The 13,828-nt window shown below is 60.7% G+C and carries 12 protein-coding genes; all 12 read left to right on the top strand.

The window, feature by feature from the left end:
• The first annotated feature begins 3 nt into the window (after positions 1–3).
• The 12 genes from AAGQ88_RS08120 (at position 4) to AAGQ88_RS08065 (ending at position 13,800) form a co-directional block, all read left to right on the top strand.
• A complete protein-coding gene (locus AAGQ88_RS08120; protein WP_342654940.1) occupies positions 4–933 on the top strand; it encodes a glycosyltransferase family A protein in 930 nt (309 codons plus the stop codon).
• Positions 923–1,375: a low molecular weight protein-tyrosine-phosphatase gene (locus AAGQ88_RS08115; protein WP_093469859.1), complete on the top strand. Its 453-nt coding sequence runs from the start codon at positions 923–925 to the stop codon at positions 1,373–1,375. The genes AAGQ88_RS08120 and AAGQ88_RS08115 overlap by 11 nt, the downstream gene beginning before the upstream one ends.
• Positions 1,376–3,595 (top strand): polysaccharide biosynthesis tyrosine autokinase, encoded by a 2,220-nt coding sequence (locus tag AAGQ88_RS08110; RefSeq protein ID WP_093469862.1) that lies wholly within the window; start codon positions 1,376–1,378, stop codon positions 3,593–3,595.
• A 27-nt stretch (positions 3,596–3,622) separates the two neighbouring features.
• Positions 3,623–4,423, top strand: a complete 801-nt coding sequence (locus AAGQ88_RS08105) for a WbqC family protein (protein ID WP_285424428.1) — start codon at positions 3,623–3,625, stop codon at positions 4,421–4,423.
• Positions 4,424–4,429: 6 nt separating this feature from the next.
• On the top strand, positions 4,430–4,954 hold the full coding sequence (rfaH, locus tag AAGQ88_RS08100) for a transcription/translation regulatory transformer protein RfaH (protein ID WP_342654939.1): 525 nt from the start codon (positions 4,430–4,432) through the stop codon (positions 4,952–4,954).
• Positions 4,955–5,100: 146 nt separating this feature from the next.
• Positions 5,101–6,102, top strand: a complete 1,002-nt coding sequence (locus AAGQ88_RS08095; RefSeq protein WP_342654938.1) for a glycosyltransferase — start codon at positions 5,101–5,103, stop codon at positions 6,100–6,102.
• Entirely contained in the window at positions 6,099–7,352 is a 1,254-nt protein-coding gene (locus tag AAGQ88_RS08090; RefSeq protein WP_342654937.1) for a glycosyltransferase family 4 protein, read from the top strand. Before AAGQ88_RS08095 ends, AAGQ88_RS08090 begins: the two co-directional genes overlap by 4 nt.
• 101 nt (positions 7,353–7,453) lie before the next feature.
• The gene (locus AAGQ88_RS08085) at positions 7,454–8,776 is read left to right on the top strand and encodes a hypothetical protein (RefSeq protein ID WP_285424430.1); all 1,323 of its coding nucleotides are present in this window, start codon (positions 7,454–7,456) and stop codon (positions 8,774–8,776) included.
• A gap of 103 nt (positions 8,777–8,879) precedes the next feature.
• Positions 8,880–10,001: a glycosyltransferase family 1 protein gene (locus tag AAGQ88_RS08080; protein ID WP_342654936.1), complete on the top strand. Its 1,122-nt coding sequence runs from the start codon at positions 8,880–8,882 to the stop codon at positions 9,999–10,001.
• Between the two features lie 9 nt (positions 10,002–10,010).
• On the top strand, positions 10,011–11,051 hold the full coding sequence (locus AAGQ88_RS08075) for an acyltransferase (protein ID WP_285424432.1): 1,041 nt from the start codon (positions 10,011–10,013) through the stop codon (positions 11,049–11,051).
• A gap of 99 nt (positions 11,052–11,150) precedes the next feature.
• On the top strand, positions 11,151–12,374 hold the full coding sequence (locus AAGQ88_RS08070) for a glycosyltransferase family 4 protein (RefSeq protein WP_285424433.1): 1,224 nt from the start codon (positions 11,151–11,153) through the stop codon (positions 12,372–12,374).
• Positions 12,375–12,387: 13 nt separating this feature from the next.
• Positions 12,388–13,800 (top strand): undecaprenyl-phosphate glucose phosphotransferase, encoded by a 1,413-nt coding sequence (locus AAGQ88_RS08065; protein ID WP_342654935.1) that lies wholly within the window; start codon positions 12,388–12,390, stop codon positions 13,798–13,800.
• The last annotated feature ends 28 nt before the right edge of the window (positions 13,801–13,828 follow it).

Here is a 13,828-nt window from a genome sequence, read left to right as displayed (position 1 = left end):
GCCATGGATGCCAACAGCAAAAACACGAGCGACGCGCCGGCTGCCGCGCCCCTGGTCAGCATCGTCTGCCCAGCCTACAACCAGGAAGCCTACGTCACTCAGACGCTGGAAGGTTTCCTGATACAGCAAACGACCTTCGACTTCGAAATCCTGGTCAACGACGACGCCTCGACCGATGGCACCGCCCGCATCATTGCCGATTACGTCAAACGCTACCCGACGCTGATCCGCCCCTTCTATCACGAGACGAACCAGTACTCGCAAGGCAATCCGTCGGTGCCGCGTCTGTTCGGCGAAGCCCGCGGCCGCTACATCGCTTACTGCGAAGCCGACGATTACTGGACCGATCCGCGCAAACTGCAGATCCAGGTGGACTTCCTCGAAAGCCACCCCGATTACGTGCTGACTTATCACGACGCCATCCCGTTCGACACCAATGGCCAATATCCGATTCAGCTGCAAGGCAAGCTGCGGGGCGACGCCACCGCCCTCGAGCTGCAGAAAGCGCGGCCGATCTCGACCCTGACGACGGTGTTCCGCAATGTCTTCGACACCTTGCCCAAGGAGTTGCAGGCGGCGCCGCTCAATGACCTGGTCTGGTGGTCGCTGCTGGGCGCCTACGGCAAAGGCAAGTTCATGGGTGAAATCAAGCCTGCGGCCTACCGCCTGCACCCCGGCGGCGTGTTTTCGATGCGCTCGAACAAACGCAAATTGCACATGGCGCTGCAGACCTCCGGCGCCCTGGCCAATTACTACAACCGGCTGGGTAATCAGGAGCTGTACGAACACTTCCTGATGGAGCTGGTGGAGTATTCGCTGTCGGCCATCACGCCCAAACGCAAGATGCAGACGCTGCTGGCGGTCGGGCAGAACTTCAGCGCCAACATCAGCAAAAGACTGATGACTCCCTTGCGTAAAGGTCATGTTCAGTAACGTGCTGGTGGTCTGCGTCGGCAACATCTGTCGCAGCCCCATGGCCGAAGCCATGTTCCGCCAACGCGCGATCGACACAGGCGTGACGTTCTCCTCAGCCGGGACCCACGCCATGCTCAGTTCGACCATGGACCCACTGGCGCAGGCCGTGTTGCAAGTCAACGGCGTGCCCGCCCACAAGCATCGAAGCCGACAGATCGACCGGCAGATGCTCCACGACGCAGATCTGATTCTGCTCATGGAGCATCGCCAGGCCCAAAGCGTGCTCAAGCTGGCGCCCGAAGTGCGCGGCAAGACGTTTCTGATCGGCAAATGGCAACAAGAGCTGGAAATCGCCGATCCCTACCGGCGCCCGAAACTAGCCTTTGAACAGACCTACGAGCAGCTCTCGCGTTGCGTCGACGACTGGCTTCCTTATCTTCAGTCAGGAGATCCAAGATAAATGACCGCTATGAACCGTACTTCCCTGGACGAGGTCCAGGACTCCCGGATCGATTTGGCAACTATCTTGCGCACACTTTTCGATCACAAAGGATTGATTGCATCGATCGTCGGCCTCTGCGTCCTGCTCGGACTGACCTACGCGATCCTCGCCACGCCGATCTATCAGGCCAACGCGATGATCCAGATCGAACCCAAGAAAATCGGCATTGAGGGCCGCACCGAGATCAGCACCAAACCGCTGTCGGTGTCTCAGGCCACCACTGAAATCGAGCTGATCAAATCCCGCGCCGTGCTGGGCAAGGTCGTCGATGACCTCAAGCTCTATATCGTGCAGAAGCCCAAGTACATTCCGGGCATCGGGCCTTTCATGGCGCGCCGCTTCAAGCCCGAACGCGAGGGCGCTCAGGCCGAGCCGCTGTTCGGTCTGAACAGCTTCGCGTGGGGTGGAGAGAAGATCGACATCTTCCAGCTGGAAGTGCCTGACGCACTGCTCGGCGAGAAGCTGACGATGGTCGTCGACAAGCCCGGCAGCTTCAGCCTGTACGACGAAGATCACAACAAACTGCTCAGCGGCCCGGTCGGTGAAACGGTCGAAGGCAGTGGCGTGAAGATTCAGGTCGCCGCCCTCAACGGTCGCCCGGGGACCGAGTTCATCGTGACCCGTCAACGCACGTTGACTGCCGCGCTGGAATATCAGGACCGCCTGAAAATCATGGAAGCCGGCAAGGACTCGGGGATCGTCTACCTGTCGATTCAGGACGCTGACCCGATCCTCGCCAAACGCATCCTCAACGAAGTCAGCCGCCTGTACGTGCGTCAGAACGTTGAGCGCAGCTCGGCCGAAGCCGCGCAGCGCCTTGAGTTCCTGCGCTCGCAATTGCCCGCCGTGCGCAAGCAGCTGGAACAGTCGGAAATCGCGCTGAACAACTTCCAGATGGGCGCCAAATCGGTCGACCTGAGCGTGGAGACCAAATCGGTGCTCGACCAGGTGGTCAAGCTGGAAGGCACGCTGTCGGACCTGAAGATGAAGCGCGTCGACGTCGAGCGCCTGTATACGCCGGAACACCCGACCTACCGCGGCCTGATGGCGCAGATCGGTCAGGTCGAAGCGCAGAAGGCGGCGTTGCTGAAGAAAATCGAAGCCTTGCCCGCCACGCAACAAGAGCTGCTACGTCTGAACCGAGACATGCAGGTGACCTCGCAGACTTACACCCTGTTGCTGGACAAGAGTCAGGAGCAGGACATTCTTCGCGCCGGCAGCATCGGCAACGTGCGCATCATCGACAACGCGGACGCCAATGTCGAAGAACCGGTCAAGCCGATGAAAAAAATCATCGTGCTGGTGGCGGCGCTGGTGGGTCTGCTGTTGGCGGTTGCCACGGTGTTCGTGCGCCAGGCGTTCTATCGCGGCGTCGACAACCCTGAAGTCATCGAAAACCTCGGCATGCCGGTCTATGCCTCGCTGCCGTACTCGCGCCATCAGGAACGCATGGACAAAGCGGTCGCGCAGAACCGCTCGGCGAACAAGGAACCTCGCCTGCTGAGTGTCAGCGCGCCGACGGAACTGGCCATCGAGTCATTGCGCAGCCTGCGCACCAGCCTGCATTTCGCCATGCTCGAAGCGCGCAACAACGTGCTGATGATCTCAAGCCCGACGCCGGGCGTGGGCAAGTCGTTCGTCTCCAGCAACCTGGCGGTGATCATTGCCCAGACCGGCAAGCGCGTGCTGTTGATCGACGCCGACATGCGCAAGGGTTACCTGCACAAGATGTTCAACCTGACGCCCAAGCACGGCCTGTCCGACACGCTGGCGGCGCGCCTGACCAGCAAGGAAGTGATCAACCACACCGAAGTGCGCAACCTGGATTTCATTTCCTGCGGTTTCGCGGCGCCAAACCCGTCGGAGCTGTTGATGCACGACAACTTCAACAAGCTGATCTCCGATCTTTCGCCGCTGTACGACTTGGTGATCGTCGACACCCCACCGATTCTGGCGGTGACCGACGCGACGCTGGTGGGCCGCCAGTCCGGCACCTGTTTGCTGGTGACCCGCTTCGGCCTGAGCACGGCCAAGGAAATCGAAGCCTGCAAACGCCGCCTGATGCACAACGGCATCGTGATCAAAGGGGCGATTTTCAACGGTGTGCTGCGCAAGGCTTCGACCGCCGACTACGACTGCGCAGCGTATGGATACGACTACACCACGGTTCGCAAGTAAACCTGTTCCGAAGTAAAGGAGACTTAAATGGCCAGGACCATCGCAGTGATGCAACCTTATTTATTTCCGTACCTGGGCTACTTCCAGCTCATCGCGGCCGCAGACGTCTTCGTCCTGGGAGACGATCTGCAATATGTGCGGTCGGGCTGGGTCAACCGCAACCGCATTCTGCAGAACAACGAAGCTCGGCTGATCACCTTTCCCCTGAAGAAAGATCGCTTCCAGCTGCAAATCAATCAGCGGCAATTGTGCGATCACTTCAGTGACGAGGCCGAAAAACTGATCCGGCTGATCGCCGAGTGTTACGAGCAAGCGCCCTACTTCGCTCAGGTCATGCCTCTGATCGAGCGGCTGATCCGTTTTCCGCAACAGAACATCGCGCTGTACGCCGAGCATGCGATTCGCGAATTGTGTGCTTATCTACACATCGTCACACCGATCATGCGCAGTTCGGACCTGATTCTCGGCAACCCCGTCGACAAGCAGGAGCGCATCATCCGCATCGCGCACACGTTCGAGGCGACGACGTTCATCACGCCAGAAGGCGGTTCGGTGGTCTATGACCGCGATCACTTTGCGCGCAACCGGCTGCTGATCAGGTTTTTCCGGATGGATCCGGTGGAGTATCGGCAGTTCAGGCAACCTTTCGTCGCGAACTTATCGATTATCGACGTACTGATGTTCAACTGCGTCGAGCAGGTGCAGCAGATGCTGACCGAGTATCAGCTGGACAAGCATCCACCGCAGACCGAACCCGGCGCGATGTGCAGGATGGCGCAATACCCTGACGTTGTTTCAACTCTGTCAAACCGGATTGCAGTGGAGTAAATGGACATGCCTCAAGCCGCCAGCCCTTCAACCAACCCAGCGCGTTGGTACCTGATCCAGACCAAACCCCGTCAGGAAGCCCGCGCCCAGGAGCATCTGCAACGCCAGTTCTTCGAGTGCTACCGGCCGGTCAAGCACGGCGAGAAGAAACGAGGTTCGCGAGCCCCCGCCGAAGAGGAGCTGTTCCCTGGCTACCTGTTCATTCGCATGGACCAGACCAGCGACAACTGGTATCCGATCCGTTCCACCCGTGGCGTTGCCCGCATCGTGACGTTCGGCGGCCTGCCGATTCCGGTCAAGGACGAGTTGATCGAGCAGATTCGCGAACGCTTGCTCGCGCCACCCGCCAAAGTCGAGTTCCAGCAAGGGGAAGCGGTGCGCATCACCGCAGACGGGTTCAACGAAGTCGAGGCGATCTTCCTGGCGTGCGACGGTGATGAACGCGCCGTGATTCTGCTCAACCTGTTGCACCGCGAACAGAAAGTGACCTTGCCGGTCAGCAGCCTGACGCGGATGGAAGCGCGGGCCTGATCCGAGATTCACCGCGCTCCAACGGTAGGAGCCGCCGGGTTGGCGCTCCTGCAACGGCCCGCCGTTACGCTCCCCTGATCCACCAGACCTGACTTCCCAAGGCTGACGCTTTCAGCCTCTTGAACCCTCTTTGCCCGGAACTCACCATGACCCATAAAACGACTCTGGTGACGCTCACCTATGGTGACCGTTTCAACTACCTGCACACGCTGGTCAGCCGTTCGCTGGAAAGCCCGCTGATCGATCGCGTGATCATTGTCAGCAACGCGTCCACGTCGCCGCTGGACACCCTGCGCCGCACCTGGCCGGACCAGGTCAGTGTCATCTACATGCACGAGAACACCGGCTCGGCACGCGGTTATTCGGTGGGTATCCAGGCGGCGCTGGATGCCGGCGCCGAGCACATCTGGCTGATGGACGACGACAATGCGCCGACCATCAATGCCATCGCCACGCTGCATCAGGTGCTCGATGAGCGCAAACGCCTCGACGGCGAAGACAAGGCCGCGGTACTGGGCTTTCGTCCGACCCATCAGGCCGACATCGCAGCCGGTGTGCCCGAGCGTTTCGCCATTCAGCGGCGGTCGAGCTTCTTCGGTTTCCACATCGCGCAGCTGCCTTACAAGATCTGGCGTCGCCTGCCGTGGGGCGCGCCGCAGAGCCCGCACAGCAAACTGCCGATGGTGCAGCTGCCGTTCGCCACTTACGGCGGCTTGCTGGCCCATCGCAACCTGTACCGGCGCATCGGCCTGCCGCTGGACGCACTGATGCTCTACGCCGACGACAGCGAGTACACCTGGCGCATCACGGCCGGTGGCGGACGGATTTTCCTGGTCCCCGACGCGTTGCTCGACGATCTGGAAAACTCGTGGAACATCAAGGCGCGCACCAACAACATCTACGAAAGCTTCCTGTTGGGCGGTTCTGATCTGCGTGCCTATTACGGCGCGCGCAATCAGGCCTGGTTCGACAAAAACATCTGGGCCAACTCCTCGCTGCTGTACAGCCTCAACCGCTGGGTGTTCTTCCGCCTGCTCAGGCTCATCGCCAAGCGGCGCGGCGCCGAAGAGCGTCTGGGTCTGATCGAAAAAGCCATCCGTGACGGTGAGTCCGGCGTACTGGGTCTGAATCAGTCGTATCCATTATGAAAATACTGTTCATCAGCAGCCTGTACTCACCCCACGTCGGCGGCGGCGCGGAAATCATCCTTCAGCGCACGGTCGAAGGGCTGCAGCAACGCGGCTGTCAGGTCAGCGTGCTGGTGACCGGTCCCGACGCGGGCCTGGCCGTCGACACCGTCAACGGCGTCAAGGTCTACCGCGCCGGTCTGCATAACTTCTACTGGCAGTTCAGCGCCCAGCGCCCCGGGCGTCTGGCGCGCCTGGGCTGGCACCTGCGTGATCGCTACAACGGCGCGATGCGCAGCTACGTCAAGGAGGTCATCAACGACGAACAACCGCAACTGGTCGTCTGCCACAACCTGGCAGGCTGGTCGGTGTCGGTGTGGGACGAAATCACCGCCGCAGGGCTGCCGATCGTTCAGGTGCTGCACGACATGTACCTGATGTGTCCCAGCAGCAACATGTTCAAGCGCGGCCAGTGCTGCCAGCAGCAATGCGGCACCTGCCAGTCCTTTCGCAAGAACCATGACGCCCGCTCGGCTCAGGTATCGGCCGTGGTCGGGGTCAGCCAGTTCATCCTCGACAAGCTGCAAAAGCGTGGCTACTTCAGCGCCGCGAAAAATTACGTGGTGCACAACGCCAGCCCCTACACGCCGGTTCACAACGCGCCGTACAAGCAGCGCCAGCGCGATCCTGCGCTGAAGAAGGCGCCGTTGCGCTTCGGCTACATGGGCACGTTGTCCCAGCAGAAAGGCGTGCGCTGGCTGATCGAGCAGTTCCAGCGTCTGCCGTTCGACGCCACGCTGCAGATCGCAGGACGCGGACAGGCTGAAGACGAGGCCGCATTCAAGGCACTGGCCACCTCACCGAACATCCGTTTCGTGGGTTACCAGAAGCCCGAAGCGTTCTACAGCCAGATCGACGTGGCCGTCGTGCCGTCGGTGTGGAACGAGCCGTTCGGCATGGTCGCGGTCGAGGCCTGCGCCCATTCGGTCCCGGTGATCGCCAGCCGCATGGGTGGCCTGCCGGAAATCATTCAGGACCCGCTCAATGGTCTGCTGTGCAGCCCCGATGACCCGGATTCACTGGGCCACGCCATGCTCAGGTTGCATCAGCAGCCGGAGTTGCTGGCCCGCCTGAGCGGTCAGGCGCGGGTGAGCGTCGCGGCGCTGCTGGACCTGGAACTGATGCTCGACAGTTACGAAAGCATCTTCGCCCAGACCGTGCTGGACAACTTTGCCCAGCGCGACCAGAACGTCATGCCGCATCCCGTCTGAAGATGGCCGGCATGCCTGGACGCGATGCCACACCGATACCCGACGGCCCGAGACCTACCTGAGCAAGCGCTCCGGACCGTGCCTCTTCATTGAGACAAACCATGCCCATCAAACACCTGACAAGGTTACGACGACCATTGACGGTCCTGTTGCTGGGCTCATTCATCAGTTGCTCCGCTATTGCCGACGAAACATTCATCATCGGGGTCGACACGCACCTGATGAATAAAAACACCACCTCGGCAAAAGCCCTGCAATTGCTCGAAGCGGCGGGCGTGGATTCGGTTCGCGATGACGCCTACTGGTCCAGCGCCGAGCCCCGACGAGGGGTCATGAGGATTGAACCGGCCTGGCAGGCCTATTTGAGCAAAGCGCAAGAGCATCATTTGCGGCCTTTGCTGGTGCTGGGCTACGGCAACCCGTTTTATGACAACTACGCCAAGCCACGAAAACCCTCGGTGCGCGACGCTTACGGCAACTATGCAAGCTTCGTCACCCGGCAACTCACCGACAGCGTGGATTTTTACGAAATATGGAACGAGTGGGACAAGGAAAACCCTGTCGATCCGGCCTTCGCCAAGGACTACAGCGTATTGATCGAAGAGACGTCCCGGCGCATTCGTACCAATCAACGGCCGATGGTGATCCTGGCCGGTGCCGTCACCAGTCAGGGGATGGACCTGGGGTTTGCCGACCGGCTGGTGGAGTCAGGGATTCTCAATCATGTCGACGGCCTGTCGCTGCACCCGTATGTGCACTGCCGCTCCGACGAGCGCAACACGCCGGAAAACTGGATCGCCTGGCTGCGACGGATCAGCGAAGACCTCAAGGACAAGAGCAGAAACAAAAGCCCGGTGCCGCTGTACTTGACGGAAATGGGCTGGCCGAGCAACGACGGACGTTGCGGCGGCGATGAAAAAACCCAGGCGGCGTTTCTGGCACGCAGCTTCTTTCTGGTCCAGACGATGCCCAATATCAAGGGCATGTGGTGGAACGGCCTGCTCAATGACGGCCCCGACGACAGCGACCCGGAGCAGAATTTCGGTCTGCTCAATCAGGACCTCAGCATCAAACAGGCATATCTGACGCTCAAGGCCATCAGCCCTACCTTGCATCAATACCGTTACGACGCCGAAAAGAGCCGGGAAATCGACTCGCAATACCTGCTGCGTTTCGCCAAGGGTTCAGAGCAGATCATCGTTGCCTGGACTGCCGGCCTGCCCCGATCGATCAAGGTCGAAGCCAGCAGCGTGCTGCACGGCAACGTGCAATACCTGGACACCCGCCAGCCGCAAAGCGGCGTGGTGGACAGCGGCATCCCGTGGAACTGCAACGAGGGGCGTTGCTCGGCACAAGTGCCGATCGACGATTTCCCGAAAATAATCAGCCTGGGCACCCGCCCGGCATTGTTCGCCTTGCCCTGATCTCGCTTCACCGATTCGCGGTCCGCAGCACAGAGCACCGGTCATTCGCCGTGCTCCCGGACCTTGTGCACGAGCCCTTCACCTCTTCAACAGGTCGACCACAATGATTGTGATCAATGCACGCTTTCTTACTCAGGAACTGCGCGGCGTTCAGCGCTTCGCGGAACAGACCTGTCTGGCGCTCAGGCAACTGCGGGACGATGTGGTATTCGTCGCGCCGCATGGCATCAAAATGCACGACACGGCGCGCGTCCTGGACGTGCAATGCATCGGCCGCAACAGCGGCCATCTGTGGGAACAAGTGGACCTGCCGCTGTACCTGCGTCGCCACGGCAACCCGCTGCTGGTGTCACTGTGCAGCACCGCGCCGTTGTTCTACGGCAACCAGATCGCCACCCATCACGACGTCACGTACGTCCGTCACCCGGAAAGCTACACCCGCACCTTTCGTCTGCTGTATCGGACCATGACGCCGATCATGCTGTCGCGGATCAAGGCGCTGATCACGGTCAGCAACTTCTCCAGAGGCGAAATCGCGCAGTTCTACAACTACCCGGAAAAGAAGATCTTCGTGGTGCCGAACGCCGTGAGCGAGGCGTTTCAGCCCGGACCGCCGCTCAAGGATAAACAGGACTATCTGCTGGCGGTGTCCTCGCCCAGCGCGCACAAGAACTTCAGCCGCATGATTCAGGCGTTCCTGATGCTGCGCAATCACGATGATCTGCAGTTACACATCGTCGGCGGCGCCAGCGACATCTTTTCCGACGACAACCTGCAACGCCTGGCCAGTCGCGATCCGCGTATCCGCTTCCTCGGACGTCTGAGCGATGACCAGTTGATCAGCGAATACCAGGGCGCCACCGCGTTCGTGTTCCCGTCGCTTTACGAAGGATTCGGCATCCCGCCCCTTGAAGCGCAAGCCTGTGGTTGCCCGGTTCTGGCGGCCAACGCGGCGTCGATTCCCGAAGTGCTGCAAGCCAGCGCCCTGTATTTCGACCCGCTGGACGTCAGCCACATGGCCGCCGCCATGGAACGCATTCTCACGGATCTGCCGCTGCGCCAGTCACTGCGTCGCCGAGGCCTGAACAACGTGACGCGGTTTTCCTGGGATGAATCGGCACGTCGTGTTTCCCAGCGCATCGATGCCTTGCTGAGCCAGTCTCGCGACCGCCGCAGCAGTACGAGCAGTGACGCTCTGCGTCGTGAATCTTCCAGCAAGCTTTGAGGCACGCCCATGAATCGCCTGGCTTATCTCGATGCGCTCCGCGGCATCGCCGCCTTGTTGGTGGTGTTCACCCATTTGTTCGTGCCGGTCGTTGGCCACGTCTGGGTGTTCGACAACCTGATCGATCCCGGAAAACTGGGCGTGCTGTGGTTTTTCATGATCAGCGGCGTGGTGATTCCGTACAGCCTCAAGCCGGTTGCGGACGGCGCCCAGCGGTTTCTGATCTCGCGCTTCATGCGCTTGTACCCGGCCTACTGGCTTTCACTTTTACTGTTTGTGTTGATGCTCAAACTCAGCGGGGCGACGTTGCCGTCCTGGCCGCAGATCGTGGCGAACCTGACGATGGTGCAGGCGGCACTGGGCTTTGATGATGTCGTCGGGCTGTACTGGACGCTGTTCATCGAGCTGGTGTTTTACGCACTGTGCCTGGCGCTTTTTCTGGCCGGCAAGCTGTACGACCTGGTGTTTCGCGCGCGCTGCTCGCTGGCGTTTCTGCTGCTGGGTCTGGCGATGGCCGCGGTGCGCGAAGTGACCGAACGCAAGCTGCCGGTGGCCTTGCCACTGGCCTTGTCGCTGATGTTTTTCGGCTCGGTCTGGCGCCAGTGGCTGCTCGCCGAACACAGCCCGACGCTGACCCGACAGCTGAAGAGGCTGCTGATCGCGTTCGCGGTGTTGCTGCCGCCGACCTTGATCATGGCTTACAACAAAGACATGGGCACCGGGGAAACCTGGGGTCGCTATTGCTTCACCTACGCCGTGGCCATCAGCAGTTTTCTGTTGCTGACCCGCAGCGTGCGCCTGGACCACCCCGCGCTGGTGTGGTTGGGCGCGGTGAGTTACTCGCTGTACCTGCTGCACCCGTCGATGGGCATGCTCAGTGAATTACTGCTGGGCAAGACCGGAGCGTCGGCGCTGGTGATCGCGCTGTGCGCCACGCTGTTGACACTGGGCGCCGCTCACCTGTGCTTTCGCTATATCGAACATCCCTTCATCCAGCTTGGAAAACGCCTCAACAATCGCAAAGCCAAGACGCAGCCGATCAGCGTCTGAAGTAGCGCCTGCGCAAATGGAAAGGCTTTGAGAACACCCCTGCGAGCTTCGCTCGATGTGCCGGGTTTCCTTCAGCCGTTAATGCAGAGAAGAATTCCAATGAAAATAGCAATCGTCCACGACTGGCTGGTGACGTATGCCGGTGCCGAAAGGGTTTTGGCATCGTTGATCAAAATCTGGCCCGAGGCGGATCTGTTCTCCGTCATCGACTTCCTCAGCGATCAGGACCGCGCGCAACTGGGCGGCAAGGTCGCCAAGACCACCTTCATTCAGCGCCTGCCCAAGGCACGCACCAAATATCAGCGCTACCTGCCCCTGATGCCGATGGCCATCGAGCAACTGGATCTTTCCGGTTACGACCTGATCATCAGCAGCAGCCACGCCGTGGCCAAAGGCGTGCTGTGCGGGCCTGACCAACTGCACATCAGCTACGTGCATTCGCCGATCCGCTATGCCTGGGACTTGCAGCATCAATACCTCAAAGAGGCCAACATGAGCATGGGCCTCAAAGGCAAGGTCGCGCGGATGATCCTGCACTACATGCGCATGTGGGATCAGCGCACCGCCGCCGGCGTCGATGACTTCATCGCCAACTCGCACTTCATCGGCGCGCGCATCACCAAGTCTTATCGTCGCGAATCCACCGTCATCTATCCACCTGTGGACACCCGCGGCTTCACCCTGCAGGAAGACAAGCAGGACTACTACTTCACGGCCTCGCGCATGGTCCCGTACAAGCGCATGCCGATGATCATCGAAGCCTTCGCAGCCATGCCGGACAAGCGTCTGGTGGTGGTCGGCGAAGGCCCCGAAATGGAAAAAGCCAAAGCCGTCGCCGCCCATGCGCCGAATGTCACGCTGCTGGGCTTTCAGCCTTTCGCGGTGCTGCAGCAGCACATGAGCAACGCCAAGGCGTTCGTGTTCGCGGCCGAAGAAGACTTCGGCATCAGCCCGGTGGAAGCGCAAGCCTGCGGCACGCCGGTCATTGCCTTCGGCAAGGGTGGCGTGCTGGAGACCGTCTGCGGCCTGGACCACCCGCAACCGACCGGCGTGTTCTATCCCGAACAGACCGTGCCCTCGCTGATGGCCGCCGTCGAGACCTTCGAGGCCAACCGCTCACGCATCACCGCCCAGGCGTGCCGGGCCAATGCCGAACGGTTCAGCGAAGCGCGCTTCGAGCTCGAAATGCGCCAGTTCGTCGAAGTGCGCCTGACTGCGGCGCGCCAGACCCGTCATCCGGTGCCGATCCGGACCATTCAGATCAGCCCCGCGCTGGTCGCCAACGAACTCTCCGCCCGCGTTGTTCCGATCAAATCCGTCTGAGCGAGCCTTGAACATGAGCACACCATTACGCGGCATCCTGCACGCTCATCAGTCATCGCTGTCCGTTGCCCATCGCCTGCTCGATCTGGCGGTCATCGCCGTTGGCGGTTATGGCATCAACGTGTTGACCGGCGTGCCGATGGGCACTGAAGCCTGGATGCAGATCCTGCTGGCGACCGTGGCGTTTCACTGGCTGGCGGAATACCACCAGCTGTACGGCTCCTGGCGCGGGGAACGCATCCTGCGCGAGGTGCTGAAGGTGGCCAATTACTGGGGCCTGGCGTTCGTCCTGCTGTTGTTCGTCGATTACATGCTGCTGCAACCGGACGACCTCGCCAATGACAGTCAGATGGCATGGTTCGCCACGGTCCTGGTCGGGCTGTGCGGGTATCGGCTGGCGATTCGCAGCCTGCTTCATGCGCTGCGCAGCCACGGTTTCAACACCCGCCGCGTGGCGGTGGTGGGCACCGGGCACTGCGGCGAGCGTCTGGCGATGTCGATCGAAAGCGCGCCGTGGATGGGCCTGAATCTGCTGGGCTTTTACGACGAGTCGCCGGAGCAGATGGACCTGGCGCGCATCGGTCGGCGCATTCCGGTGCTCGGCGATCTGGATCAACTGATTCAGGACGCCCGCGACGGCAAGATCGACAAGGTCTACATCACCCTCACGCTGGGCGCCCAGGCCCGGTTGCAGGAACTGATCAAAGGCCTGAGCGACACCACGGCGTCGGTGTACGTGATCCCGGATGTGTTCATGTTCGAGTTGTTGCATGCGCGCAGCGAAAGCATCAACGGCTTGCCCAGCATCAGCATTTTCGACTCGCCCATGGACGGCGCCTGGAGCATGGTCAAACGCGTCGAAGACATCGTGTTGTCGAGCATGATCCTGACCATGATCGCCCTGCCGCTGATGCTCATCGCCCTGGCGATCAAGCTCACTTCGCCAGGCCCGGTGCTGTTCCGACAGCGTCGTTACGGGCTGGACGGACGACCGATCATGGTCTGGAAATTTCGCAGCATGAGCGTGCAGGAAAACGGCGATGTGGTGACGCAGGCCACGCGTAATGACAGTCGCATCACGCCGCTGGGGGCTTTTCTGCGACGCACCTCGCTCGACGAACTGCCGCAGTTCTTCAACGTGCTGCGCGGCGACATGTCGATTGTCGGCCCCCGCCCCCATGCCGTGGCGCACAACGAGCAATACCGCAAGCAGGTGTCGGGCTACATGTTGCGACACAAGGTCAAGCCGGGCATCACCGGCTGGGCGCAGATCAACGGCTGGCGTGGCGAAACCGACACGCTGGACAAGATGCAAAAGCGCGTGGAATTCGACCTGCAGTACATCGAGCACTGGTCGGTCTGGCTGGACATGAAAATCATCCTGCTGACGCTCTTCAAAGGCTTCGTCAACAAAAACGCTTTCTGAATAACAACATCTGCCAACGAAAAAAGAC

The sequence above is a fragment of the Pseudomonas sp. F3-2 genome (assembly GCF_038804275.1).
Lineage (GTDB): Bacteria > Pseudomonadota > Gammaproteobacteria > Pseudomonadales > Pseudomonadaceae > Aquipseudomonas.
The sequence above is the reverse complement of the archived record's forward strand: the minus strand, read 5'-3'. Positions and strand labels throughout refer to the sequence as shown.